A 25,742-nucleotide genomic window follows, 5' to 3' on the forward strand; every position below is an offset into this window, starting at 1 on the left:
GGGTCCTTGAAGGACGCTTCAGCGCGCCGGACACATGGCGCTGGACATGCGGCCGAGGTCGACGTGCCGCCGACTCACCAAGGCAATTCCAGCTCGAGACATGACGGAAGCGTGGCACGCGCCTTTAGACTCAGTCCAGCACTGTCCACAAAGTGGACAAGAACGTCTCGCATCGTGGACGGATGTGTCGCGCGTCACTGGAGAGTACGGGAAAGGGGCGCCCCGGTGCCCGGGACGCCCCTCGTGATCTTGCCCGTCCTGCCCTGCCTACGCCCCCGGCCACGGCCCCGGAGTCGCCACCTCGGGCTCCTCCTCGACCTTGGTGTCGAAGAGGCGGAAACCGCGCCGCTCGTAGTTCGCCATCGCGTGCTCGCCGTCCTTGCTGCACGTGTGCAGCCACACCCGCTTCGTCGGCTCGCGGTCCGGCCACCGATCGGCCAGATCCCACGCGCGCGCCACACCGTACGACAGGAGGTGACCGCCGATGCGGCGCCCTCGGAAGGCGGGGATCAGGCCGAAGTAGACGACCTCGACGACACCGTCGTCCTGCGCCTCCAGCTCGACGTACCCGGCGGGCGTCCCCTTCTCGTACGCCACCCAGGTCTCCGTGCCCGGCCGTGCGAGGACGTCCTGCCACTGCGCGTACGTCCAGGCGAGGCGGTCCGTCCAGAGGATGTCGCCCCCGACGGACGCGTACAGGAAGCGGCTGAACTCCGGCGAGGGCACCTCGGCGCGGACGATCTCGACGTCCTTGCCCTCGGGCGCGGCGGCCGGCAGGAGGTCGGTCGGAGCGGTCTGCTCCAGGGACCAGGTGGTCACGACGATGTTGCTCATACGCGTCAGGCAATCACGGGCCCCGCACCCTGGCCAAAGCGGTCCGGAATACGGGAAGATCCGCCCGCGCCATGCCACCCCCCTCGCGTACGACGCACTCGGAGGAAGTTCATGTCCCGCAGGACAGCTCGCCGCACACCCCGCGGTCTCCTCGCCACGGCCATCGCCACCGTGGCCCTCGCGACCCTCGCCGCCCCGGCCTCCGCCGGGGTGGGCACGACGGGTGCGCAGACCGCCGCCCCGCAGGGCCGGATCTTCATGGTCAACCCCGTCCAGTCGTCCGGCGACCAGAACCTCACCGACGGCAAGGACTCCGCGACCGCGGTGCCCGCCTCCGCCTACACCCTCGCCGGCCTGCGCAATCTCGACGCGAGCGGCGGCCTCTCGGGCAGGTGGGCCACCGTGAGATCGAACACCGGCGCCGCCGCCAAGGTCGCCGACGCCGCCGGGTACGACCGCCACGACGACCAGTTCGAGCAGGTCATGGCGTACTTCTGGGTCAACGAGGCGCAGGAGTACCTGCAGAGCCTCGGCTTCGGCAGCGAGCTGCCCGGCGCCAACGACCGGGCGCAGCCGGTCCGCATCGACCAGTGGGGCGCCGACAACTCCTTCTTCACCGACAAGAAGGCCGAGATCCGCTACGGCAAGGGCGGCGTCGACGACGCCGAGGACGCCGAGGTCATCGTCCACGAGTACGGACACGCCGTGCACAACGCGCAGGTCCCCGGCTTCGGCACCTCCGAGGAGGCCGGGTCGATCGGTGAGGCCTGGGGCGACTACCTGGCCGTGTCCGTCGGCGCCTACGCGGACGCCAAGTACGGCTGGCCCCGCAGGACCGACCTCGCCTGCGTCGCCGACTGGGACTCCGTCTCCTACACGGCCACCGTCCCGCACTGCCTGCGCCGCCTCGACACCGACAAGACGTACGCCGACAAGGTCGGGGAGGTGCACGCGGACGGCGAGATCTGGTCCCGGGCGCTCTTCGACATCAGGAACGCGCTCGGCGCCCGCACCGCCGACCGCGTCATCGTCGACGCGCAGTTCGGCTTCGCGCCCGACACCAGTTTCAAGGACGCGGCGCTCACGACCGTCGCGACGGCCCAGAAGCTGTACGGCAAGAGCGCGGCGGACACCGTGCGCAAGGCCTTCCAGGCCCGGGGCATCCCGGGCGTCTGAGCCACCCCCTCGGGCCCGAGCGGCCCAGGGAAGTCCAGCAATCCCCCTCCGTAAGTCCATGGAGTCGGGGCCGGAGTCCATGGAACGGGGCCCGGCGAGGGCGGCACGCTCTGTGCCACCCCGCCGGACCCGTTCCTCACCGGCACCCGCCACCACTTACGGAGGTAGTCATGAGACGCAGCGCAAGCACGGCGCTCGCCGTCCTGTGCGCCGCGGCCACGGCCGCCGTCACGGCCCTCGCGGCCGCCCCCGCCGCCACCGCGGCCGCCCCGCTCCGGGCCCGCGCCCACTACGTCGACTGCCAGGCGAAACCGGGCCCGGAGAGGGGCACCCTCAAGGCGCCGTGGCGCACCCTCGCCGCCGTGAACGCCCAACACCTGGGCCCCGGCGACCAGATACTCATCGAGCGCGGCACCCACTGCACGGGCACCCTGGCCCCGAACGGCGCGGGCGCCCCCGGCAGCCCGGTTCGCATAGCCCCGTACGGCACCGGGGCGAAGCCGGTGATCGACGGCGCGGGCGCCCCCGACGCCGTGCTCCTGCGCAACACGCAGTGGATAGAGGTCTCCGACCTGGAGATCACGAACGCGGCGAACCCGGGCACCAAGCGCCGCGGTGTGCGCGTCGTCCTCGACGACTACGGAACCGGCACCCACTACCGCCTCACCGGCCTCGACATCCACGACGTCCGAGGCGACGACACCAAGGACAACAACGGCTCCGCGGGCATCCTCTTCTCCGTCACCGGGTCGGCGAAGGAGACGCACTACGACGACGTGCTCGTCGAGAACAACACCCTCAAGACCATCGACCGCGAGGGCATCTTCTTCGCGTCCAGCTGGAACCAGCGGCCCGTCATCAGCGGCTACGACCCGAACGGCCCGCACTGGGTCCCGTCCACCGGCGTCGTCGTGCGCGGCAACGACCTCGGTGACCTCGGCGGCGACGGCATCGTCATGACGGCCACCAAGGGCGCCCTCGTCGAGCACAACAGGCTGAACGGGTTCCAGCGGCGCTCCGCCGGCTACAACGCGGGCATGTGGCCGTGGAACGCGGACGGCACCGTCTTCCAGTACAACGAGACCTCGGGCGGCGAGACGACCCGCGACGGCATGGCGTACGACGTCGACGAGGGCTCCTTCGGCACCGTCTTCCAGTACAACTACAGCCACGACAACGCGGGCGGTTTCTTCCTCGTCTGCACCGCCGACGGCAGCCTCGGCGACGCGGTGATCCGCTTCAACATCAGCCAGAACGACCACTTCCGTGGCATCGAGACCTGCCGCGGCTCGTTCTCCGGGGTCCGCTTCCTGCACAACACGGTCTATGTGGGCGACGGCGTCAGCCAGACCGTCGTCAACGAGAACACCACGAACCGGCACGAGATCGCCTTCGACAACAACATCGTCGTGAAGGAGGGCGCGGGCACGGCCGCCTTCAACCTGCGCTCCGGCGGCGTGACATCGAGCCACAACGACCTGTACGGCGTCGGTTCCGTGCCCGTGAACCCGGGCGGCACGACCGCCGACCCGCTCCTGGCCGGCGCGGGCACGGCCACCGGTCGCGCGGACGCCGGGGCCGCCTACGCCCTGCGTTCCGGTTCACCCGCCCTCGGTGCGGGCGCGCCCCTGGCCGACGCGGGCGACCGCGACTTCGCGGGCAACCCGGTGACACCCGGGACGGCGCCCGACATGGGCGCGTGGAACGGGGTTCCGGCGGGTCGGTAGGGCTCTGGGCGCTGCGGTGACCGTGCTCGCAGTCTGCACGTTCCGTGCGCGAAGCTGCAAGAACTAAATAATTACCGATCAAGTCTTGTCATCGATTGGCGGGCTGGCGCAAGATTCCGGTACCTCGCGCGCCGGGCCCGGCCCCCGCGAGGTCACCGCAGAAACCCAACCCCGCTCGCCACTCCACGCAGGAGGTGAATGTGTCGGCCGCTGCGTCCGCATCGCCCATGTCCGCATCGCACAACCCGCCCGACCCACAGCACGAGGACCCCGGGACGTCGGGCAGGAAGGGACGAAAGCGCGCCGGCAAGCGGCCCCTGCGGGAGCGCCTTCGGCAGGACCGCACCCTGCTCCTGCTGTGCGTGCCGGGCATCCTCTACTTCGCGGTCTTCTTCTACCTGCCGCTCGCGGGCAACAGCGTCGCCTTCCAGGACTACCAGCCCTACCTCGGCTTCAAGGGAAGCCCCCTGGTCGGCTGGGACAACTTCAAGGCCCTGTTCGAACAGCCCGAGTTCTGGACCGCCGTCTGGAACACACTGAAGATCAGCGCCGTCCAGCTGATCCTCTACTTCCCCGCGCCGATCGCCCTCGCGCTGTTCCTCAACTCGCTGATCAGCAACAAGACCCGCCGCCTCATGCAGACCGTGGTCTACCTGCCGCACTTCCTGTCCTGGGTCGTGGTCGTCGGCATGTTCCAGCAGGTCTTCGGCGGCGCGGGCACGGTCAGCAGCTACCTGAACGACCACGGCGTGCACGTCGGCAACATCATGAACAACCCCGACACGTTCATGTACCTCGTCACCTCGCAGAGCGTCTGGAAGGACGCCGGCTGGGGCGCGATCATCTTCCTCGCCGCGATGGCCTCCATCGACACCTCGCTCTACGAGTCGGCGGCGATGGACGGGGCGGGCTGGCTGCGCCGCATCTGGCACATCACGCTGCCCGGCATCCGGCCCGTCGTGATCATGCTGCTCATCCTGCGCCTCGGCGACATCCTCTCCGTCGGCTTCGAGCAGATCCTCCTCCAGCGAGACAACGTCGGCCGGGGCGCCTCCGAAGTCCTCGACACCTACGTCTACTTCCACGGCGTCGTCGACGGCGACTGGGGCATGTCCACCGCCGCAGGCCTCATGAAGGGCGTCATCGGCTTCGTCATGATCGTCCTCGCCAACAAGTTCGCGCACCGCCTCGGCGAGCAGGGGGTCTACCAGTGAGCACCGCGCCCATCTCCACCACCCTGCGCCGCGAGACCCGCGCCCGTACGGGAGCCAGGAAACGCCGCGGCTCCGCCGAGCGCCCGGCCTGGATGGAACAGCCCAACCCGGCGGCCCAGACACTGAAGTTCCTCGTCATCGTCGCGATGATCGTGGCGGTCGGCTATCCGTTCCTGCTGGCCATCGGCACCAGCCTCTCCTCCAAGGCCGAACTCGCCGCGAACGGCGGCTACGTGCTGTTCCCGTCGCACCCCACGCTCGAGTCGTACCGCGTGGTCATGTCCGGCGGCGTCATCACGCGCGCCGCGATAGTGAGCGTCGGCGTCACCGTCGTCGGCACGGCCCTGAGCCTGCTCTGCACGATCGCGCTCGCCTACGGCCTCTCCCGGCCGCGCACCTTCGCGGGCAAGCCGCTGCTCCTGATCGTCGTCGGCACGTTCCTGTTCACCCCGGGCATCATCCCGAACTACCTGGTGGTGCAGCAGCTCGGCCTGATCGACTCCTACGGGGCGATGATCGCGCCGATCCTGCTCAACGCGTTCAACATCATCGTGGTGCGCTCGTTCTTCCAGGGCATCCCCGACGAACTGCACGAGGCCGCCCGCCTCGACGGCGCCGGTGAACTCACCATCCTGTGCCGGATCGTGCTGCCTCTGTCCAAGGCCGTCGTCGCCGTGGTCGGCATGTTCTACGCGGTGACGTACTGGAACAGCTTCTTCAACGCGATGCTCTACATCAACGACCCGGACAAGCTGCCCCTCCAGGTGATCCTGCGCAGCTACGTCCTCCAGGGCGACACGTTCAACGCGAAGGCTCTGGGCGTGAGTGTGGTGCCCGCCACCACTTCCTTGTCGATGGCCGTGCTCATCCTCGCGGTCCTGCCGATCATCGCGGTCTACCCCTTCCTGCAGAAGTACTTCGTCAAGGGCGTCCTCACCGGCGCCATCAAGGCCTGAGCCACCTCCCCTCTGAGCCACCACCCTCAACCGCTCCTCGCCCCTTAGGAGAGTCATGTCCTCCAGAGACTTCAACCGCCGCGGATTCCTCGGTGCCGCGACCGTCGCCGGCCTCACCCTCGCCGGCGCGGGCTCGCTCACCGCCTGCGGCGGCGGCGCGGCCACGGGCGGTGGTGGCGCCAAGGCGTCGGCCAAGCTGAAGCTGCCGACGTACGTCCCCGCGAACGTCCCCGCGCCCGACCTGCCGGGCAACGCGGCGGGCCTGGACCCGGCGTACCTGCGCTACCCCAAGAACCTGACCCGCAGCGTCGCCAAGAAGCCGGGCGACGGCAAGCCGGTCACCGCGCTGACGGAGACGTTCACCACCGCGGCACCGGCCATGAACCGGAACGCGTACTGGCAGGAGCTCAACAAGCGTCTGGGCTCCGACCTGAAGATGACGATCGTCAACGGCCTCGGCGCCGACGACGTCTACCGCGCGAAGTTCAACGCCACCGTCGCGGGCGGCGACATGCCCGACCTCATGTGGTTCCCGCCGAACCAGGGCCTCAAGAACGTCCCGGCCCTCCTGGAGGCCAAGTTCCACGACCTCACCGAGTATCTGTCGGGCGACGCGGTCAAGAAGTACCCGAACCTCGCCAACATCCCCGAGTTCGCTTGGAAGACGGCCGTCATCAACGGCAAGATCTGGGGCCTCGCCGTCCCGTACGGCCGCATGGGCCAGGTCTATGTCGCCAACGAGGACTTCTGGAAGCCGGTCGGCGGCGTCCAGTTCGACAGCGCCCAGGACTTCTTCGACAAGGCGAAAGAACTCCTCGACGTCAAGCGCAAGAAGTACGTCCTGGAACCGCAGTACGTGAACCACATCCTGCAGTTCGCGTACTGGCACGGCGCGCCCAACAAGTGGCGCATGGACGGCGGCAAGCTCACCCACTACTTCGAGACCGACGAGTTCCACGCCGGTCTCGAGTTCGCCCTCAAGTGCCAGAAGGCGCAGCTGTTCTGGCCGGACCCGAACCTGCCGACGACGCTGGAGAAGATGGAGGGCGGGTTCCTCGGACTGCACGTCCAGTCGTTCCCCGGCTTCCTCAACGACAGCAACATGTACGACTGGCCGGAGAAGGTCCTCGTTCCGTTCGCCGCGGAGAAGGGCGTGACCCCCACCTGGGGCTTCGGCTACGGCTCGGTCGGCTTCACCGCGATCAACAACAAGGTGAGCAAGGACCGTATCGAGACCCTGCTCCAGGTCATGAACTACCTCAGCGCCCCCATGGGCAGCGAGGAGCGGCTGTTCCTGGACAACGGCATCGAGGGCACGCACCACACCCGTTCCAAGGACGGCGACGTGCTCCTGAACAAGAAGGGCAACGCCGAGGTCCTCACCACCCGGCAGGCCATCAACTTCTTCGGCAACGCCCCGGAGACCCTGTACCTCCCCGGCAAGCCCGACATCACCCGCGGTATCCACGAGGCACAGGTCGAGCTGATGAAGATCGGCAAGACCGACCCGACCGCGGGCTTCTTCTCGGACACCTACGCCAACAAGGGCGCGTCCTCGTCCGACACCGTGTACCAGGCGATCAAGGACATCGTCGCGGGCCGCGCCCCGCTCTCCTCCTTCAAGAAGGACGTCCTGCCCGCGTGGCAGAGCGAGGCGGGCGACGCGATGCGCAAGGAGTACGAGCAGGCCATCGCCGACAGCAAGTAGTACCTCTCCTACACGCTCAGTACACGCAGAACAGGACACCGCACGTGGAAGACCTGCGCATCGGAGTCATCGGGCTCGGACTGCGACGCAACCTGGCGACCGCCGCGCACCGCCCCGGCAAGGGGTCGGTCGTGGCGGCGGTCGCCGACGTCGATCCTCAAGTCCGGGCTCAGGTCCCGGAGTTGTACGAGGGCGCCGTCGCCGTCGACGACTACAAGCGGCTCCTCGACGACCCGTCGATCGACGCCGTCATCGTCGCCACCCCCGACGACACCCACGAAGCCATCGCCTGCGAGGTACTCGAAGCGGGCAAGCCGGCCTACGTCGAGAAGCCGCTCGGCATCACGGTCGAGCAGTGCGACACGATCCTGCGCACCGCCTACAAGACCGGCACCCGTCTCTACGTCGGCCACAACATGCGCCACATGGGCGTCGTGCGCCTGATGCGCGACATCATCGCGCGCGGCGACATCGGCGAGGTGAAGACCGTGTGGGTACGGCACTTCGTCTCGTACGGCGGCGACTACTACTTCAAGGACTGGCACGCCGACCGCACCCGTACCACCGGCCTCCTCCTCCAGAAGGCCGCGCACGACCTCGACGTCGTGCACTGGCTGGCCGGCGGCTACACCCGGCGCGTCAACGCCCTCGGCGACCTCATGGTCTACGGGGACCTGCCGCGCCGCGAGCCGGAAACCCCGCGCCCCGACGGCTGGCTCAAGGAGTTCGACTGGCCGCCGACCGCGCGCCACGACCTGCACCACGTCGTGGACGTCGAGGACGTGTCGGTGATGAACATGCAGCTGGACAACGGCGTCATCGCCGCCTATCAGCAGTGCCACTTCAGCCCCGACTACTTCCGCAACTACACGGTCATCGGCACCGAGGGCCGCCTGGAGAACTTCGGGGACAGCCCCGGCGACGAGGTGCGGGTCTGGAACACCGGACCGAGCGGCTACCGCAAGGACGCCGACGTCGTGTACCGGGTGCCCGAGGCGCAGGGCTCGCACGGCGGCGCCGACCAGCGCATCATCGAGGAGTTCTGCCGCTTCGCGCGGGAGGGCGGCGTCACCGACACGTCCCCCGTCGCGGCCCGGATGAGCGTGGCCGCCGGCGCGCTCGCCACCCGCTCGCTGCGCGAGGGAGGCATGCCGTACGACGTCCCCGAGCTCGAGCCGGAGCTGCTCGCGTACTTCGACGGAGGACAACTGCCGCGCACGGCCGTCGAGTAGCCGGAGCGGCAGCCGCAGCCCAGGCGTGGGCGGGCCCGTCGGAGGGGGCGGGCCCGCCCACACCTGTGCGCGCACAAGACCATCAGGAGAGGGGGAAGCATGGGTGCACCCGCCCGATGGACCCGGCTGCTGGACATCCTCGGCGACGAGGGGCGCGTCGAGGTCACCGACGCCGCCGAGCGACTGGGCTGCTCCTCCGCCACGGTCCGGCGCGACATGGACGAACTGGCCCGCCAGAGGCTGCTGACCCGCACGCGGGGAGGGGCCGTGGCGGGTTCCGTCGCCTGCGATCTGCCGCTGCGCCACAGGACGGCCCGCAGGGCGGACGAGAAGCGGCGCATCGCGAAGGCGGTGGCCGAACTCGTCCCGCCGGGCTCCGTCGTCGGCATCAACGGCGGGACGACGACCTCCGAGGTGGCCAGGGAGCTGGCCGTGCGCAGCGACCCGGGCGGCACGTCCGGCGGGGTCGCGCTCACCGTCGTCACCAACGCGATCAACATCGCGGGCGAGCTGGCGATCCGCCCGCACGTGAAGATCGTCGTCACGGGTGGCGTGGCCCGGCCCAGCTCCTGCGAACTGGTCGGCCCGCTCGTCACGTCCGTCCTGCAGAACCTCGCCCTCGACTACGCGATCCTCGGGGTCGACGCGGTCCACCCGCGCCTCGGCGCGGCCACGCACGACGCGTCGGAGGCCCGCGCGAACCGCTCCCTCGCAGAACGCGCGGTCACCGTGATCCTGGTGGCCGACTCCTCGAAACTCGGCCGGCGGGCGTTCGCCCAGGTGTGCGCGCTGAACGCGGTGTCGGTCCTGGTGACGGACACGGACGCCCCCGAGACGCTGGTCGGGGAGATCGCGGCGCTCGGCGTCGAGGTCCTGTGCGTGTGAGCATATGAGCGCGCGGGCGGCCGGGCACCCGCCGGTGCCCGGCCGCCCTGCGCGGGATCAACTGGGCGTGGTCCAGCGCTGGTTGGTGCCACCGGTACAGGTGTAGGCGATCAGCCTGGTGCCGTCGGCGCTGCTGCCGCCCTCGGCGTCCAGGCACTTGCCCTGGTTGACGAGCGTGCTCCCGGAGTGCTGCCACTGCTGGGCGGCGGAGCCGTTGCAGGTCGACAGCTGGATCGAACTCCCGCTCACCGTCACGCACTTGTACAGGGCGCGTACGGTTCCGTCGTGCGAGAGGACCCAGTTCTGGTTGTTGCCGCCGGTGCAGGTCCACAGCTCCAGCGGGGTGCCGTCGGCGCTGCTTCCGCCCGTGATGTCGGCGCACTTGCCGCCGATGCCGGTGATGTCACCGGAGGCGGAGTTGCCGGTCGCGTCGTCGTGCACGCTGCCGCCGGGGACCTGCGTGACCTTGGCGTACTGGGTGCAGGTGCTGCTGGTGGACGTGGAGCCGACCGAGGCGGTGACGGTGGAGCCGGATGCCGTCGTGCCCGTCGGCAGGTCGAAGCGGGCCCGTGAGTAGGGCTCGTCCTCGCACGTCGCGGAGTTGCTGTTCCAGTCGAAGTACTCGACCCAGTCGACCATGCCGCCGGCGCTGATCCGCGCGCCCGTGCCGACCTGGAGGCTGCCGAGGACGAAGGACGTACCGGCCGTGGTGTCGGTGATGGTCGCCTTGTACCAGCCGGCCGTCGTGTCGGGGGCGATCCGGTACGTGTAGTGGTGCCCCGCCGTGAACCGCTGGTTGTAGCGGCAGGTGTAGCCCGTGCCGGACTCGTCGAAGGTCTGGCAGTACGTCCCGGACGAGCCCGCCTTCGCCGCCGTGGAACCCCACAGCGAGAAGAGGAACATGCCGGTGCCGGTGCGCCAGCGCTGCTGGCCGATGTATCCGCCGACGCTGTTGTCGAAGCCGAACTGGTGGGACCAGAAGACGTTCCCGCGGCCGGGGTCCGCCTCGACGGTCGTACCCCAGGTGGCGTCGGTGAGGGTCGAAGTGCCGGACGGGAAGCCGTAGTTGGTGTACGTGCCGGGGGTCTGTCCGGTGGCCTGGGCGGGCGCGGCCAGGCCCAGACAGGCGGCGACCGCGACGACGGCGGTCACGCACACGGATCTGAACGAGCGGAAGCGGTGCACGAGTTCCTCCTGAACGGTGGGGGAGGGAGGTGACTGCTGGCATGTGCTCGACAAGAGGGTGGAGCGTGGTGGGCTCGCTTGGGCATGGACTTCTGGTGCGTGCCCATGGACTCTCGGTGCGATGGGGCCGACCTGAGTGATCTCACATGCTCGAAAGCGCGCTATAACTTGCATAACCAAGCATGCGCTGGGATGTGAGGGTGCGCCATGAGTCATATCGAGAACGAGCTGCAGAGCCAGCCCGAGTGCTGGAGCCGCGCGGCAGAACTGGCCGCCGACCGGGCGTCGCTGCTCCCCGAACCGGGCGAGCGGGTCGCGATCGTCGGCTGCGGCACGTCCCTGTACATGGCCCAGGCCGCGGCCGCCCTCCGCGAGGACGCGGGCCACGGCGAGACGCACGCCCACGCGGCCTCCGAGTTCCCCGCCGGACGCCACTACGACCGGGTCGTCGCGCTCACCCGCTCCGGCGCCACCACCGAGGTGCTGCGCCTGCTCGCGGGCCTGCGCGGGCGGGTCAGGACCACGGTGATCACGACCGACGCGGCGACGCCCGTCGCCTCGGCGGCCGACGATGTCGTCGTACTCGACTTCGCCGACGAGAAGTCCGTCGTCCAGACCCGCTTCCCGACCTCCGCCCTCACCCTCCTGCGCGCCCACTTCGGCCTGCACTCCGAGGCCGTCGAGGAGGACGCGCGCGACGCGCTCGCCGAGCCGCTGCCCCACTGGCTCGTCGGCTGCCCGCAGTTCACCTTCCTCGGCCGGGGCTGGACGATCGGCCTCGCGGGCGAGGCCGCCCACAAGCTGCGCGAGAGCCAACTCCCCTGGGCGAGCGCCCACCCGGCCCTGGAGTACCGGCACGGCCCCATCAGCGTCTCGACCCGCGGCACGGTGACCTGGATGCTCGGCGACGCGCCCGCCGGCCTCGCCGACGAGGTGCACGCGACCGGCGGCATGTGGGTCGCCGGCGGCCTCGACCCGCTCGCGGAACTCGTCCGCACACAGCGGCTCGCGGTGGCGGTCGCCCTCGCCCACGGCCGCAACCCGGACCGCCCCCGGCACCTCACCCGCTCGGTGATACTCGCCCGCGTGTGAGCGTCAGTCCGGCGGCGCCAGTTCCCCCGACCCGCGCTCGATCACCCGTACCGGCACCATCACGGTCCGCGCCGCCGACCGGTCCCCGCCGAGCCGGGCGAGGACCCGTTCGGCGGCGGCGCGGCCGATCGCGGCCGGGTCCTGCGCGACGACGGTCAGGCCCGGTTCGAGGACCGCCGCGAGCGGCAGGTCGTCGAAGCAGACCAGGGCCACGTCCCGGCGCCCGGCCTCCGCGAGCGCGGGCACGACGCCCAGGGACGCGAAGTTGTTGCCGCAGAACACGGCCGTGGGCGGCGAGGGGGAGTCGAGCAGCCGCCGCACCGCGACGCCCGCCGTGTACGGGTCGTGCGCCGACGCCACGAGTGTCGGGTCGTACGGGATGCCCGCGGCGCTCAGAGCCGCGCGGTAGCCGCGCTGGCGCATCTTGCGGGTGTAGAGGGTGGCGGGCCGGTCGCCGACGAAGGCGACGCGCCGGTGGCCGTGCGCGATCAGATGGGCGACGCCCGCCCGCGCCCCCTCCTCGTTCTCGCTGACCACCGCGTCCGCCGCGAGCCCGGCGGCGGGCCGGTCGAGGAAGACCACCGGAAGGCCGCCGTCCCGCTCCCGGCGCAGATAGCGGTGGTGCGCGCCCGTGGCGGGGACGACGAGCAGGCCGCTGATGCGGCGCGCCAGGAACGCCGTGATCAGCGAGAGTTCGCTCTGCTCGTCCTCGGCGGACGAGCCCATGAGCAGGGTCAGGCCCCGGTCGCGTACGACGTCCTCGACGCCGCCCGCGACCGTGCCGAAGAACGGGTTGCCCATCTCGGGGACGACGAGCGCGACCGTCGAGTCCCGGGCGCCCACCCGCATGTTGCGGGCCATGAGGTTGGGCCGGAAGCCCAGCTCGTCGACGGCGGCGAGCACCTTCGCGCGGGTGGCGTCGGAGACCGGCCCGTCCTCGTTCAGGACGCGTGACACGGTCTTCGCGCTGACCCCGACGCGCGACGCGACGTCGGCCAGGGTCGGCCGTCTGCTCTGCGCCATCGTCCCCGCCCGCCTCCCCGTTCTCCGTGCAGGATCTACTCCTGCACGCCGACCGCCTTGGCCGCGGCCTCGTCCGCGACGACCGTACCCCCGTCCGCGTCCCGGACCTCAAGAGCCCCTGTCATGATCGCCACGACCTCCGGCATGGAGTGGTCGGACGGCTTGAGCTGCGCGACCCTGCGGCCGAGGCGCTGCACGTGGATGCGGTCGGCGATCTCGAAGACGTGCGGCATGTTGTGGCTGATCAGGACGACCGGCAGGCCCCGGTCGCGGACCCGCCGGATCATGTCGAGGACCTGGCCCGACTCCTTGACGCCGAGCGCCGCCGTCGGCTCGTCCATCACCACCACGTGCCGCGCCCAGGCCACCGCCCGCGCCACCGCGACCCCCTGCCGCTGCCCGCCCGACAAGGTCTCCACCGCCTGTGTCAGGGACCTGAGGCCGATCTTCAACTCGGCCATGTGGGCGGCCGACTCGTCCCGCATCCGCTTCTTGTCGAGCATCCTGAACACGGATCCGAGCGGGCCGCGGCGGCGCAGCTCACGGCCGAGGAACATGTTCGACGCGATGTCGAGGGAAGCGGCCACGGCGAGGTCCTGGTAGACCGTCTCGATGCCGAGGCGGCGCGCGTCGAGCGGCCCGCGGAAGCGGACCGGCGCGCCGTCGAGCTCGATGGTCCCCTCGTCCGGCTGCAGCGCGCCGGTGAGCGCCTTGACGAGCGAGGACTTGCCCGCGCCGTTGTCGCCGATCACGGCGAGGACCTCGCCCGGCAGCAGATCGAAGTCGGCGCCGTCCAGGGCGGTGACCTGCCCGTAGCGCTTCACGAGCCCGCGGGCCCTCAGGACAGGGGTACTCATCGGCGGGCCCTCCTGCGGGAGATCTGGTCGACGGTCACGGCGAGGATGACGAGCACGCCGGTGATCAGGGTCTGGTAGATGGAGCCGACGCCCATGAGCTGGAGCCCGTTGCGGAACACGCCGACGATCAGCGCGCCGACGAGCGTCCCGAGGACGGCACCCCGGCCGCCGAACAGCGACGTGCCGCCGAGGACGACCGCCGTGATGGCGTCGAGGTTGTCGGTCTGCCCGGCCTTCGGGTCACCGACTCCCGTACGGGACACGAGAAGCAGCGCCGCGATCCCGTAGACGACACCGGCGAGCGTGTAGACGCCCAGCTGGAGGCGGGTGGTGCGGATGCCGGTGAGCCGCGCGACATCGGGGCTGTTGCCGAGCGCGTACGTGTGCTTGCCCCAGGCCGTCTGGCTGAGCGCGTACGCGAAGAGGAGGAACAGGCCGATCGTCAGGACCGAGCCGTACGTGATGTCGGTGCGGCCCAGCGGAAACGTGCCGCCGAGCGCGGTCAGCGTGCCCGGCAGGTTCGTGATGGTCTGCTCGTCGGAGTAGATGTGGGTGAGCGCGAACGCGACGTTGAGCATGCCGAGCGTCACGATGAACGGCGGCAGCTTGACGTACGTGACGAGGGCGCCGTTGGCGAGACCGAACAGGGCACAGACGCCGATGCCCGTGACGACGGCGAGCAGCGGTGGCAGGCCGCCCTCCGTGGCCAGCTTGGCCATGACGATCGTGCCGAACGCCATCACCGCGCCGCAGGACAGGTCGATGCCGGCGGTGAGGATGATCAGGGTCTGACCGAGGGCCAGCGTGCCGACGACCATCACCTGCTGGACGACGAGGGAGAGGTTGCCGCCGGAGAGGAACTGCTCGCTCTGCGAGGAGAAGAAGACGCAGGCCACGAGCAGGGCCACAAGCGGGCCGGCGGTGGGATGGGTGGTGAGCCGGCGCCAGTCGAACGTGGCGGCACGTGGGGCGGTGGCGGTGGTCATGGATGCTCCTGGGTAGTGACCGCTGCGGACGGGCGGGGCTCAGCCCCAGCAGTGGTCGAGGCCGTACGCCGAGCCCTTCGCCGTGACCCCGGTGGCCGGCTTGTCGGTGATGAGCTGGACGCCCGTGTCGACATATCCCTTCGGCTTGTTCTTCGGGTCCTTGGCGAACGCCACCACGGCCTGCACGCCCTTCGACGCCATCAGGAGGGGGTACTGCTGTGAAGTCGCCGCGATCCGACCGGACTTGACGGCCTCCGTACCGGTGCAGCCGCCGTCCACCGAGACGATCAGGACGTCCTTCTCGCGACCCTTGGCCTTCAGCGCGGTGTACGCGCCGAGAGCTGCCGGCTCGTTGATCGTGTAGACGACGTTGATGCCGGGGGCCTTCTGGAGGCAGTTCTCCATCGCGGTCTGGCCCTTGGACTGGTCGCCGCCCGTGTCCTGGGAGCAGACGACGGACGGGTCGCCCTTCGCGAGGCCGTAGCCCTTGAGGAATCCGTCGTGACGCAACTGGCCCACGGCGACGCCCGGCGCCAGGTCCAGCGTGGCGATCTTCGCCTTCCTGCCCTTCATCGCTGCCTTCGCGTACTGGCCGATCAGCTCGCCCGCCCTGAGGTTGTCCGTGGCGAACAGCGCGTCGACCGCCGACTGCGGCTCGGTGGGGGAGTCGAGGGCGATAACGAGGACGCCCTTGGCGCGGGCCGCCTCGATGGCGGGGACGATCGCCTTGGAGTCGTTCGGAGTGATCAGGATGCCCTTGACGCCGGCGGCGACCATGTTCTCGATCGCGGTGACCTGGCCTTCGTTGTCGCCGTCGAACTTTCCTGCGGCCGTGGTGAGTCGGGCTCCGCTCTTCTTCGCGGCCTGCTCGGCGCCCTGCCGCATCTTGACGAAGAACGGGTTCGTGTCGGTCTTGGTGATGAGGCCGACCTTGGGCCTGCCGCCGCCGGAACTCCCGGCCCCGGACGAGCCCTTGGCGCCCTCACCGCATCCGGTGAGCGCCAGCGACGCAGCCAGGGTGCAGGCGGCGAGGGACAGGGTGGAGCGGCTCGTGCTGCGCTTCATCGCGCTTCTCCCTAAAACGTCGAAAGCCACAGAAGCGATGTCAGCGTTGACTTATGTCAACGTTGACATCGACAGGCCAGGATGATGGACTCCGCGGCGCACACCGTCAATGCCCCTTGTCCATCACGAGTTGGCAACGGAGGTCATCCAGATGAGCCGCTGGAGAACCTGGAACGCACCACTGCGCACGCCCTGCCTGATCACCGCCGCGGCCCTGTTCGCCGTGGTCACCGGCCCCGTCGGGGCCCACGCGGCGCCCCGCGAAAGCGGCCCCGTCAACCCCGGATTCGAGACCGGGGACCTGACGGGATGGACCGCCACCGGAGACGCGTTCGGCCCGGGAGCCGTCAGCGCCGCCGACACCTACTGGGACCAGAAGCTGCCCTTCCACCAGAAGGGCGACTACCACCTCTGGGGCTACGCCGCCGCCGGCGACGACGCGACCGGCACCCTCAAGTCGTCCTCGTTCGCGGCGACTTCACGCATCAGTTTCCTCGTCGGCGGAGGCTGGGACCCCGAGAAGCTGTACGTCGCCCTCGTACGGGACAGCGACGGCAAGGAACTGCTCAGGCAGACCGGACCCGACGACGAGGCGTACCTGCGCATCGTCTGGGACACGGCCCGCTGGCAGGGGCAGCGCGTCCACCTCGAGGTCGTCGACCGCAAGAGCGGCGGCTGGGGCCACATCGACGTCGATGACGTCCGCACCGGCGCCGCCGCCACCCGCGACGACAACGGCCTCACCTTCCGCACGCTCGGCCAGGCCGGCCGGCCCACCACGGTGGACCGTTCGGCCGACTCGCTGCGCCCGCAGTTCCACTACACGCCCTACCAGGGCTGGATCAACGACCCGAACGGCCTCGTCCAGTTCAAGGGCCGCCACCAGCTCTTCAGCCAGTTCTACCCCGAGGCGCCCAAGTGGGGTCCGATGCACTGGGCGCACGCCGACAGCGCCGACGCCGTGCACTGGCGGGACCTGCCGGTTGCCCTGACCCCGCCGCCCCGTGCGACCCCCACCGACAACTCTGGTATTTTCAGCGGCAGTTCGGTCGTCGACGACAACGGCAACCTCACCGTGGCCTACACCCGCTTCACCGACACCGCCGCGCACCCCGGCGCCACCCCGGAGACCGTCGAGACGGCGACCTCCACGGACGGCGTCCACTTCGGCGCGCCCACCGAGGTCATCTCGCAACCCCCCGCCGGATCGTCCGCGGGCTTCCGTGACCCCAAGATCTTCCGCGACCCGACGGACAACCGCTGGAAAATGGTGGTCGGTTCGGGCGACGGCGGCCGCGGCAAGGTCCACCTCTACGCCTCCGGCGATCTCAGGTCATGGACGTACGAGGGCGTCCTCGCGACCGGCGACGCCGGCGACGGTGCCATGTGGGAGTGCCCCAACTTCTTCCCGCTCGGCGACGACGGCAAGTGGGTCCTGCTCACCTCGGTCAACGCGGGCGGCGCCTCCGTGCAGCACTACGCCGTGGGGACGTACGACGGGAAGACGTTCACCGCCGAGAAGAAGGGCGTGCTCGACGGCGGCGGCGACACCTATGCCGCGCAGACCTACCGCGACGACCGGGACCGCGAGCTGCTCGTCGCCTGGATGAGCGACTGGAACGCCAAGGAACCCACCCGCGTCAACGGCTGGGCCGGCGCCCAGAGTGTGACCCGGGAGCTGTTCCTGCGCGCCGACGGCACCCTCGGCCAGCGCCCCGTCGCGGAAGCGGACTCGCTCACGACCGGCACCATCGCCTCCGTCGAGGACAAGACGGTGGCGGGGAGCCGGCGGATCGGGCGCGGGGACACGGCGCGCCTGAAGGCCGACGTCGACCTGGCCGCCACCACCGCCGACACGGTCACCGTCCGCCTCAGGTCGTCCTCGGCGGAGGGCGCGGAGCTGCGCTACGAGAAGTCGACCGGGACGCTGACGCTCGACACCAGGAACGCGGGCTACGGCACCGCGGGCACCTGGTCGGCGCACGTCGAACCGAAGGACGGAGTGCTGTCCCTGGACGTCCTGATCGACCGGTCGTCCATCGAGGCCTTCACCGCCGACGGCGCTTCGCTCACCGCCCGCGTCTACCCGCGCTACACCGAGTCGGACGGCATCGAGTTCACGGCAGGGGACGGCGGTCGACTGCGCCTGAAGAAGGCGGTGCTGACCAGGCTCGGATCCGCCTGGGAGTGACCCCGCGAAGGTGACCCCGCGAAGGTGACCCCGCGAGGGTGACCGTGCGTACGGGGTGCTCAGGGCGACGCCGAACGCGCCCCGAGCACCCCGGGCGCCACCGAGTGCGGCAGCAGGTCCGACGGGCTCTGCGGGAGCACCACCTCCACCTCCGCGTCCTCACGGAAGCGGTACGGGCGGTGCCCGAGCAGGCAGCCGAGATAGCGCCGCACCCGCGACATCTCCGCGCGGACCGTGACCGTGCGCGTCGGGTCGCCGAACATGTCCTGCGCGAGCGCCGACGCGCTGCGCCCGCCCCGGTGCAGGGCGAGCAGATACAGGAGTTCGGCGTGGCGCGGGCTCAGCTCGTGCGACCAGGACCGCGCGCCGTCCGTCACCGTGACCGACCAGCGCCGGGGTCTGCTCACGTCCAGGACGACCCGGGTGCCGCCGGCCGGCCCGGCCTCCCCGTCCGGACCGTCGGGCCGCAGCAGCCAGCCGCCCGGCAGCGGCGTCACCGCGCACATCCCGAGCGTCGGCAGCCACGCCCGCCCCTCCGCAGGCTCCGGCTGCTCCGCCAGCGACCTGGGCAGCGCGATCCGGTCCACCGGCGGCATCCCGGTCACCGCCGCCGTCCAGCCCCGCACGTCCACCGCGATCGCCCGGCCGCCGATCCGGGCGAGAACCGGCGCCGCGACCGCCCGCAGCCGTTCGAGAGCGCTCACATGACGCTCCCGCAGCCGCGCCTCCGCGAGCTGCGCCACCGCCCCGACGAGCGCGAGCGTCGCCGGGTGCATCGTCTCCAGCGGGCCGCTCACGTCGACGACGCCGAGCAGCCGCCCGTCCCGCGGATCCGTGATCGGCGCGCCCGTGCACGTCCACGTGTGCTGCGACGCCACGAAGTGCTCGGCCGAGAACACCTGCACCGGGCGCCGCGCCACCAGCGGCGTACCCACCCCGTTCGTGCCGACCGTCTCCTCGGCCCAGTCCGCGCCCAGTTCGAAGCCGAGCCGGTCGGCCTTGCGCAGCACCGCCGCGTTCCCCTCGCGCCACAGAATGCGCCCGTCCGCGTCGGACACGACCATGATGTGGTGCGCCGCGTCCGCGACGCCGACCAGCGCCTCGCGCAGCACCGGCAGGATCTCCAGGAGCGGGGACGCCTGCCGGCGCTCCTCTATCTCCTCGATGTTCAGGAGCCCCGAGCGCACGTCACGGTCCGGGTCGACGCCGCTGCGGAGCATGCGGCCCCAGGACTCGCCGATCACCGGGCGCGGCAGCATCCGGGGCCGCTGCCCCGACAGGGTCGCGGTGCGGACCCCTTGCAGGAGCCGCGCGGCATGGGAGCAGTCCATGACGGACAGCTTGCCGAGATCGACGGTCGAGTTCTTCTCCGTCACAGGTCCTCCTGGAAACAGACCGGTGCGTGGGGGCATGTGCACATCGTGCCGCCTCTCGGGCCTCCGTGGGGCCGAAAGGGGCGGCCCGCGAACGTTGCAACCCCTTGCAACTCTGGCGAACAGCCGTACGGCGGTCGAAGCTGAAGTCGTGCCGCTCCGGTGGCACGCGAGCTCCTCAACGGGGCATGAAGTGCGGGGGTGGTGCCGTGTCGGCGCAGCATCACCCCCGTGACCTCGGGTCCTGCGCTCCGCTCAGCTCACCGGCCGGGCCCGCTCCACGATCGCCCGCAGGTCCAGGGGGTGCGGCAGGGTGCCGAACGCCGAGCCCCAGTCCCCGCCGAGGCGCGACGCGCAGAACGCGTCCGCGACCTCCGGCGGCGCGTGCCGCACGAGCAGCGCACCCTGGAGCACGAGCGCGAGCCGCTCCACCACCCGCCGCGCCCGCGCCTCCGCGCCCTCCAGATCGGCCAGTTCGGTCAGCAGCCCCTTGATCGCCGCGTCCAGACGGTGATCGGCGCCGCGCGCCTTCCCGACCTCCTGAAGGAACGCGTTCAGCGCCATCGGCTCGCGCTGCAGCGCCCGCAGCGCGTCCAGGGCCTGCACATTGCCCGACCCCTCCCAGATCGAGTTGAGCGGCGACTCGCGCAGCAGCCGCGGCATCCCGGACTCCTCCACGTACCCGTTGCCGCCCAGGCATTCCAGGGCCTCCGCGGCCACCGGCGTACACCGCTTCGTCACCCAGTACTTGGCGGCCGGCACGGCCAGGCGCAGGAACGCGCGCTCCTGCTCGCCGCCGTCGTCGTACGCCGCCGCGAGCCGCAGCGCCAGCGTCGTCGCCGCCTCCGACTCGATCGCCAGATCGGCGAGCACGTTCCGCATCAGCGGCTTGTCGAGCAGCCGGCCGCCGAATGCCTCGCGGTACGTGCAGTGGTGGACCGCCTGCGCGACGGCCTGCCGCATGATCGCCGCCGAGCCGAGGACGCAGTCGAGGCGGGTCGCCGCCACCATCTCGATGATGGTGCGCACCCCGCGCCCCTCGTCCCCGACGCGGCGCGCCCACGTCCCGTCGAACTCGACCTCCGCCGACGCGTTCGACCGGTTGCCCAGCTTGTCCTTGAGCCGCTGGATCGCGAACGCGTTGCGCGTACCGTCCTCCAGGACGCGCGGCAGCAGAAAGCACGTGAGCCCCCCGGGCGCCTGCGCGAGGACGAGGAACCCGTCCGACATGGGCGCCGAACAGAACCACTTGTGCCCGGTCAGCTCGTACGTCCCGGCCTCGGCGAGCGGCGTCGCCCGCGTCGTGTTCGCGCGGACGTCGCTGCCGCCCTGCTTCTCCGTCATGCCCATCCCGAACACGACGCCCGCCTTCGCGGCGGCGGGCCGCAGCCCCGCGTCGTACACCGTCGACGTCAGCCGGGGCTCCCACTCGGCGGCGAGCGCCGGATCGGCCCGTAGCGCGGGCACCGCCGCGTGCGTCATCGACAGCGGACAGGTGTGCCCCGCCTCGACCTGGCTCCACACCAGGAACGCGGCCGCCCGCCGCAGATGGCCCGACGGCCGCGACCAGGCCGACGTGAGCCCGGCCCCCACCCCCTTGCCCATGAGCCGGTGCCACGCCGGATGGAAGTCGACCTCGTCGACACGGTTCCCGTACCGGTCGTGGGTGCGCAGCACCGGCGGGTTCTCGTTCGCGAGCCTTCCCCAATCCTGCGCGTGCGCGGAACCGGCGGCGCGGCCGAGGATGCCGAGCTCCTCACGGACCCCGGCGAGAAGCGCGGGCTCCAGATGCCGTTCGACCCCCTCGGAGAGGACCTTGTCCGCGGCAAAAACGTCATATCCCACCAGGGGCGGAGCCTGGTTGGTCACTGCGTGGGTGGTGGCTGCCATGACAGATACGGTAAGGAGGTGCACCAGGCAAAAGAAACACCCGACCGGCCACGCAGAGGCCGTCTCCACCGGGCCCGCGCCCTCTATCGCAACGTGTCGAAGCGCAGGACCGCCTGGCTGCTGCTCAAGGACACCGTCAACTCGTGCATGGAGTACCGCATCCTGGGGCTCGCGGCCGAGGCGGCGTTCTTCACCCTTCTGTCCGTGCCCCCGCTGCTCCTCTCCCTCATCGGGCTGCTCGCCTACGTCGACACCTGGACCGGCGCCCACACGATCGCCGGCGTGCGCGACCACATCCTGGAGGCCTCGCAGACCGTCCTGACCGACCAGGGCGTGAAGGAGATCGCCCGGCCGATCCTCGAGGACGCGATGAAGGGCCGCCCCGACGTCATCTCCATCGGCTTCCTGTTCTCCCTGTGGTCGGGCTCGCGCGCGGTGTCCACGTTCGTCGACACGGTGACCGTCATGTACGGGCTCGACGGCGTGCGCGGCATCGTCAAGACCCGGCTGCTCGCCTTCCTGCTCTTCCTCGTCGCGCTGGTCGTCGGCTCGGTGGCGCTGCCCCTGATGATCGCGGGCCCCGACGCGGTCATCGCCCTCGTCCCGTGGTCGGAGACCGTCGTCCAGGTCCTGTACTGGCCCGTGGTCCTCATGCTGTCCGTGGTCTTCCTGACGACGCTCTACCACGTGTCCGTACCGGTGCGTTCGCCGTGGATCGAGGACGTCCCCGGCGCCCTCGTGGCCCTCGCGATGTGGGTGCCGGGCAGCTTCCTGCTCCGCATCTACATCACCAGCACCATCGAGGGCCCGACCATCTACGGGTCCCTGGCCGCGCCCGTCGCCGTGCTCCTGTGGATCGGCGTCTCGGCGTTCGCGGTCCTCGTCGGCGCCGCCGTGAACGCGGCCATCGACCGGGTCTGGCCGTCGGTCCAGACCCAGGCCGCCCGCGCCGCCAACGAACGCTGGCGCACCGCGCAGGCCGCGGAGCTCGTCGCGCGCTCCGCGTACCGCGAGGCGCACCACGGGGCCGAAGACGCCGACGACGCCGAGGGCGCGGACATGCCGTCCGAGTTCCCCGAGCGCTGGTCGAAGTTCCTGCCCCCCGACGACGTCACGTCACGGCTGCGCGCGCACGTCCGCAAGAACGGCGACCACCCGCACGACGAGCACGGCCACGACAAGCACGGCCACCGCAACCACAACTGACGGCCCCGGCGTAGCCTCGAAGACGTGGCGGACGTGTACCGGGAGCGGGCGGCGCGGGGTGTGGCCGGCGCCGTCCTGTGGACCCGCACCGTGACGCCCGGCGGCGACGGATCCCGCGCCGTCCCGGACGCTGTCCCGGATGTCCTGCCGGACGGCTGCATGGACCTGCTGTGGACCGAGGGCCGCCTCTTCGTCGCCGGACCCGACACGCACGGCCACCGCCCCGACACCGCGGGCGCCACCCGGTTCGCCGGCATCCGCTTCTTCCCCGGCACCGCCCCCGCCGTCCTCGGCGTCCCCGCCCACGAGCTGCGCGACCGGCGCGTAGATCTCGCCGACCTGTGGCCGTCGGACCGGGTGCGGTGCCTGACCGAACGGGTCGACGCGGCACCCGACCCGGCGGCCGCCCTCGAAACCGTCGCCCTGGAACAGGGCGCCGCGCCGCCCGATCCCGTCGTGGCCCACATCGTGGCGTCGCTCGGCGCGGGACGCACCGTCGCCGAGACGGCCGAGAGCGCGGGGCTCGGCGCCCGCCGCCTGCACCGGCGCTCCCTCGCCGTGTTCGGCTACGGCCCCAAGACCCTGGCCCGCGTCCTGCGGCTGCAGCGCGCGCTCGCGCTGGCCCGCGCGGGAGTGCCCCTCGCCGAGACGGCCGCGCGGGCGGGCTACGCCGACCAGGCCCATCTGGCACGCGACGTACGGGAGCTCGCGGGCCTTCCGCTGACCCGACTCGTCTGATCGCTCGACCCGGCCCGTCCGATCGCCGCGCCCTGGCGTAGTCATCCGCCCATGGGCCGGTAGTGATTCCTCCCCGGCGCGGTCAAGTCGGCGTCCCTGTCTGCCAAGGGATGGGAAAGTCCGCCTTCCCTCCATTGACCGTGACACGTCAGCACTGCTTGGCTTCCGCCCAGCGATCGGCGCACCACCCGCATGACGCAGCATCAGGGTCACAAGCCGTGTCACACGTCACGGTCCGTCCCACCCTTCCCGCCGACGCGGGTTCGGGAGGACGCGCACACGCTCCACAGCCCGGTACGCCCCAACAGGTGTGCCCTGCCGTGGGGTTCACCGCCGCGCGTGCACCCCTCTCCTTCCCGCAGTGCGATCCCGGCACCCCGTACGAGCACTGAAGAACGGCTCCGCCGTTGCGCCTCGCTGCCCGAATTCAGGAGCGGATCGCCCGCCGACCGGCGCCACGCGATCCGCTGAAGAGAGGATCCCCCCAACACATGGGTACCCCCTACATACGCGGTACGGCACGAAGAGTCCTGACCGGACTCGCGTCGCTGTCACTCGTCACCGGCGCCATGGTCGCCGCCGCATCCCAGGCGGACGCCGCCCCTGCCCCGGTCTCGACGAAGAGCCACTCGGTCACCAACCCGTACAGCCCGGCCTACCAGCACGCCTACCGGCACGGTGTCCTGCCGACCAGGCAGCAGCAGGCCAAGATGAAGTCCTGGCAGTCCACCCACCCCTCCCCGAACGTGGCGACCGGCCCCGAGACGCTTTCCTACGGCGGCGGCATCGACGGCATCGGCGTCCAGAGCGGGCACTCGAAGGTCTACCTGGTCTTCTACGGAAACCAGTGGGGCACGCAGAGCACGGACGCCAACGGGAACGCCAAGTTCTCCGGCGACTCGGCAGGCGCCGCGGGCGCCGCCCAGCAGATGTTCAAGGGCATCGGCACGGGCAACGAACTGTGGTCCGCCGACCTGACCCAGTGGTGCGACGGCCCCAACGTGTCGGCGGGCGCGACCAGTTGCCCGTCGAACGCCGCCTTCATCCCGTACCAGAGCGGTGGCGTGCTGTCCGGCGTGTGGTACGACAACGCGGCCGCGTCACCCAGCGCCGCGTCCGGGCACCAGCTCGGCCAGGAAGCCGTCAACGCGGCCGCCCACTTCGGCAACACCACGGCCGCCTCGAACCGCGACGCCTACTACGTCGTCCTGTCGCCGCACGGCACCAACCCGGACAGCTACCAGAACCAGTACTGCGCCTGGCACGACTACAACGGTGACTCCACCCTGACCGGCGGCGCCGTGAACTCGCCCTACGGCGACATCGCGTTCAGCAACCAGCCGTACAACATCGACTCGGGCGCGGGCTGCGGCGTCGGCTTCGTCAACTCGCCCGGAACCCTCGACGGCTGGACCATGACGCTCGGCCACGAGTGGCACGAGATGATGTCGGACCAGAACCCGGCGGGCGGCTGGACCAACCAGACCGGCAGCTCCTACAACGGCCAGGAGAACTCCGACGAATGCGCCTGGCTGAACCCCGGTACCGCGGGGGGAGCGGCCAACATCACCATGGGCACCGGCACCTTCGCCGAACAGGCCAGCTGGTCCAACGACACCAACAACTGCGCCATCTCGCACCCGATCGTCGGCGGATCGACCGGCAACACCGTGACGGTCACCAACCCCGGCAGCCAGACCACCACGGTCAACACGGCCGTCTCGCTGAAGGTCAGCGCGTCCGACTCGGCGAGCGGACAGACCCTGACGTACTCGGCCACCGGCCTGCCGGCCGGCCTGTCGATCAACTCCTCCACCGGAGTGATCAGCGGAACGGTCACCACCGTCGGTAACTCGACGGTGAACGTGACAGCCACGGACTCCACCGGCGCCTCCGGCAGCACGTCGTTCGGCTGGACCGTCTCCGCCGCCGGCGGAGGGGGCGTCACCAACGGCGGCTTCGAAGCCGGCAGCCTGTCCGGCTGGACCGCCGCCGGCAGCGCCACGGCCGCTGCCGGCGCCGCCCACACCGGCAGCTACGGCGCGACGGTCGGCTCGGCCTCTCCGAGCAACACGTCCTCGGTCGCCCAGACCTTCACCGCACCGAGCGGCACCACCAAGGTGTCCTTCTCGTACGACGTCACCTGCCCCGACTCGGTGACGTACGACTGGGCGACGGCCACCCTCAAGGACAACACCACGGGCACGACCGCCACCGTCCTCGGCAAGACCTGCACCCTGGGCGCGGGCTGGAAGCAGGCCACCGGGTCCCTGACCGCAGGCCACAGCTACACGCTCACCCTCACCAACACGGACGACAACTACACCGGTGACGCCACCTACACGTACTACGACGACGTGACCGTCTCCTGACACACCACCACCGCGGGGGCGAGCCGGACGGC

Annotated in this window: 21 protein-coding genes; 12 read left to right on the forward strand and 9 right to left on the reverse strand. The window is 70.8% G+C overall.

The features are described 5' to 3' along the window. Positions 1-18: 18 nt before the first annotated feature. Both EOT10_RS42800 and EOT10_RS01455 read right to left on the reverse strand, forming a co-directional pair. On the reverse strand, positions 19-102 hold the full coding sequence (locus EOT10_RS42800) for a putative leader peptide (protein ID WP_315877410.1): 84 nt from the start codon (positions 100-102) through the stop codon (positions 19-21). A 165-nt stretch (positions 103-267) separates the two neighbouring features. Then, a complete protein-coding gene (locus tag EOT10_RS01455; RefSeq protein WP_127826163.1) occupies positions 268-834 on the reverse strand; it encodes a GNAT family N-acetyltransferase in 567 nt (188 codons plus the stop codon). 111 nt (positions 835-945) lie between these two features. On the opposite strand from EOT10_RS01455, the gene EOT10_RS01460 reads away from it, so the two are divergent. From EOT10_RS01460 to EOT10_RS01490, 7 genes are all read left to right on the forward strand, one after another. Then, complete coding sequence (locus tag EOT10_RS01460) at positions 946-2,010, forward strand: M36 family metallopeptidase (RefSeq protein WP_127826164.1); 1,065 nt, start codon at positions 946-948, stop codon at positions 2,008-2,010. Positions 2,011-2,180: 170 nt separating this feature from the next. Beyond that, positions 2,181-3,737, forward strand: a complete 1,557-nt coding sequence (locus EOT10_RS01465; protein ID WP_127826165.1) for a right-handed parallel beta-helix repeat-containing protein — start codon at positions 2,181-2,183, stop codon at positions 3,735-3,737. A gap of 227 nt (positions 3,738-3,964) precedes the next feature. After that, on the forward strand, positions 3,965-4,951 hold the full coding sequence (locus tag EOT10_RS01470) for an ABC transporter permease (protein ID WP_127826166.1): 987 nt from the start codon (positions 3,965-3,967) through the stop codon (positions 4,949-4,951). Positions 4,952-5,043: 92 nt separating this feature from the next. Beyond that, complete coding sequence (locus EOT10_RS01475; protein ID WP_189491134.1) at positions 5,044-5,907, forward strand: carbohydrate ABC transporter permease; 864 nt, start codon at positions 5,044-5,046, stop codon at positions 5,905-5,907. A gap of 55 nt (positions 5,908-5,962) precedes the next feature. After that, entirely contained in the window at positions 5,963-7,615 is a 1,653-nt protein-coding gene (locus EOT10_RS01480) for a type 2 periplasmic-binding domain-containing protein (protein ID WP_127826167.1), read from the forward strand. A 44-nt stretch (positions 7,616-7,659) separates the two neighbouring features. Beyond that, complete coding sequence (locus EOT10_RS01485; protein WP_127826168.1) at positions 7,660-8,847, forward strand: Gfo/Idh/MocA family protein; 1,188 nt, start codon at positions 7,660-7,662, stop codon at positions 8,845-8,847. A gap of 99 nt (positions 8,848-8,946) precedes the next feature. Further along, complete coding sequence (locus EOT10_RS01490; RefSeq protein WP_127826169.1) at positions 8,947-9,732, forward strand: DeoR/GlpR family DNA-binding transcription regulator; 786 nt, start codon at positions 8,947-8,949, stop codon at positions 9,730-9,732. A 57-nt stretch (positions 9,733-9,789) separates the two neighbouring features. Here EOT10_RS01490 and EOT10_RS01495 read toward each other — a convergent pair whose 3' ends face one another. Further along, positions 9,790-10,917, reverse strand: coding sequence for a ricin-type beta-trefoil lectin domain protein (locus tag EOT10_RS01495; RefSeq protein ID WP_223280699.1), 1,128 nt, complete (start codon positions 10,915-10,917; stop codon positions 9,790-9,792). Between the two features lie 207 nt (positions 10,918-11,124). Here EOT10_RS01495 and EOT10_RS01500 point away from each other — a divergent pair, with 207 nt between their 5' ends. Beyond that, positions 11,125-12,009 (forward strand): SIS domain-containing protein, encoded by an 885-nt coding sequence (locus EOT10_RS01500; RefSeq protein ID WP_127826171.1) that lies wholly within the window; start codon positions 11,125-11,127, stop codon positions 12,007-12,009. Between the two features lie 3 nt (positions 12,010-12,012). Here EOT10_RS01500 and EOT10_RS01505 read toward each other — a convergent pair whose 3' ends face one another. From EOT10_RS01505 to EOT10_RS01520, 4 genes are read right to left on the reverse strand one after another with little or no spacing between them, the layout of a single operon-like run. Then, positions 12,013-13,032 carry a LacI family DNA-binding transcriptional regulator gene (locus tag EOT10_RS01505; protein WP_127826172.1) on the reverse strand — a complete coding sequence of 340 codons (1,020 nt, stop codon included), beginning with the start codon at positions 13,030-13,032 and terminating at the stop codon, positions 12,013-12,015. 35 nt (positions 13,033-13,067) lie between these two features. Continuing rightward, on the reverse strand, positions 13,068-13,889 hold the full coding sequence (locus tag EOT10_RS01510; RefSeq protein ID WP_127826173.1) for an ATP-binding cassette domain-containing protein: 822 nt from the start codon (positions 13,887-13,889) through the stop codon (positions 13,068-13,070). Then, the gene (locus EOT10_RS01515; protein WP_127826174.1) at positions 13,886-14,875 is read right to left on the reverse strand and encodes an ABC transporter permease; all 990 of its coding nucleotides are present in this window, start codon (positions 14,873-14,875) and stop codon (positions 13,886-13,888) included. The genes EOT10_RS01510 and EOT10_RS01515 overlap by 4 nt, the downstream gene beginning before the upstream one ends. A 39-nt stretch (positions 14,876-14,914) precedes the next feature. Further along, positions 14,915-15,940: a sugar ABC transporter substrate-binding protein gene (locus tag EOT10_RS01520; protein WP_127826175.1), complete on the reverse strand. Its 1,026-nt coding sequence runs from the start codon at positions 15,938-15,940 to the stop codon at positions 14,915-14,917. A 151-nt stretch (positions 15,941-16,091) separates the two neighbouring features. On the opposite strand from EOT10_RS01520, the gene EOT10_RS01525 reads away from it, so the two are divergent. Further along, positions 16,092-18,131, forward strand: a complete 2,040-nt coding sequence (locus tag EOT10_RS01525) for a glycoside hydrolase family 32 protein (protein ID WP_127826176.1) — start codon at positions 16,092-16,094, stop codon at positions 18,129-18,131. A 59-nt stretch (positions 18,132-18,190) separates the two neighbouring features. Here EOT10_RS01525 and EOT10_RS01530 read toward each other — a convergent pair whose 3' ends face one another. Continuing rightward, complete coding sequence (locus tag EOT10_RS01530) at positions 18,191-19,462, reverse strand: helix-turn-helix domain-containing protein (protein ID WP_223280776.1); 1,272 nt, start codon at positions 19,460-19,462, stop codon at positions 18,191-18,193. Between the two features lie 297 nt (positions 19,463-19,759). Then, positions 19,760-21,394 (reverse strand): acyl-CoA dehydrogenase family protein, encoded by a 1,635-nt coding sequence (locus tag EOT10_RS01535; protein WP_127826178.1) that lies wholly within the window; start codon positions 21,392-21,394, stop codon positions 19,760-19,762. Positions 21,395-21,412: 18 nt separating this feature from the next. Here EOT10_RS01535 and EOT10_RS01540 point away from each other — a divergent pair, with 18 nt between their 5' ends. The 3 genes from EOT10_RS01540 (at position 21,413) to EOT10_RS41050 (ending at position 25,710) form a co-directional block, all read left to right on the forward strand. Beyond that, the gene (locus EOT10_RS01540; RefSeq protein ID WP_127826179.1) at positions 21,413-22,600 is read left to right on the forward strand and encodes a YihY/virulence factor BrkB family protein; all 1,188 of its coding nucleotides are present in this window, start codon (positions 21,413-21,415) and stop codon (positions 22,598-22,600) included. 33 nt (positions 22,601-22,633) lie between these two features. Next, positions 22,634-23,338, forward strand: a complete 705-nt coding sequence (locus tag EOT10_RS01545; protein ID WP_127826705.1) for a helix-turn-helix domain-containing protein — start codon at positions 22,634-22,636, stop codon at positions 23,336-23,338. Positions 23,339-23,829: 491 nt separating this feature from the next. Continuing rightward, complete coding sequence (locus EOT10_RS41050) at positions 23,830-25,710, forward strand: Ig domain-containing protein (protein ID WP_189490966.1); 1,881 nt, start codon at positions 23,830-23,832, stop codon at positions 25,708-25,710. Positions 25,711-25,742: the final 32 nt, after the last annotated feature.

The organism is Streptomyces antnestii, assembly GCF_004005495.1.
In the GTDB taxonomy this organism is placed as follows: Bacteria; Actinomycetota; Actinomycetes; order Streptomycetales; family Streptomycetaceae; genus Streptomyces; species Streptomyces antnestii.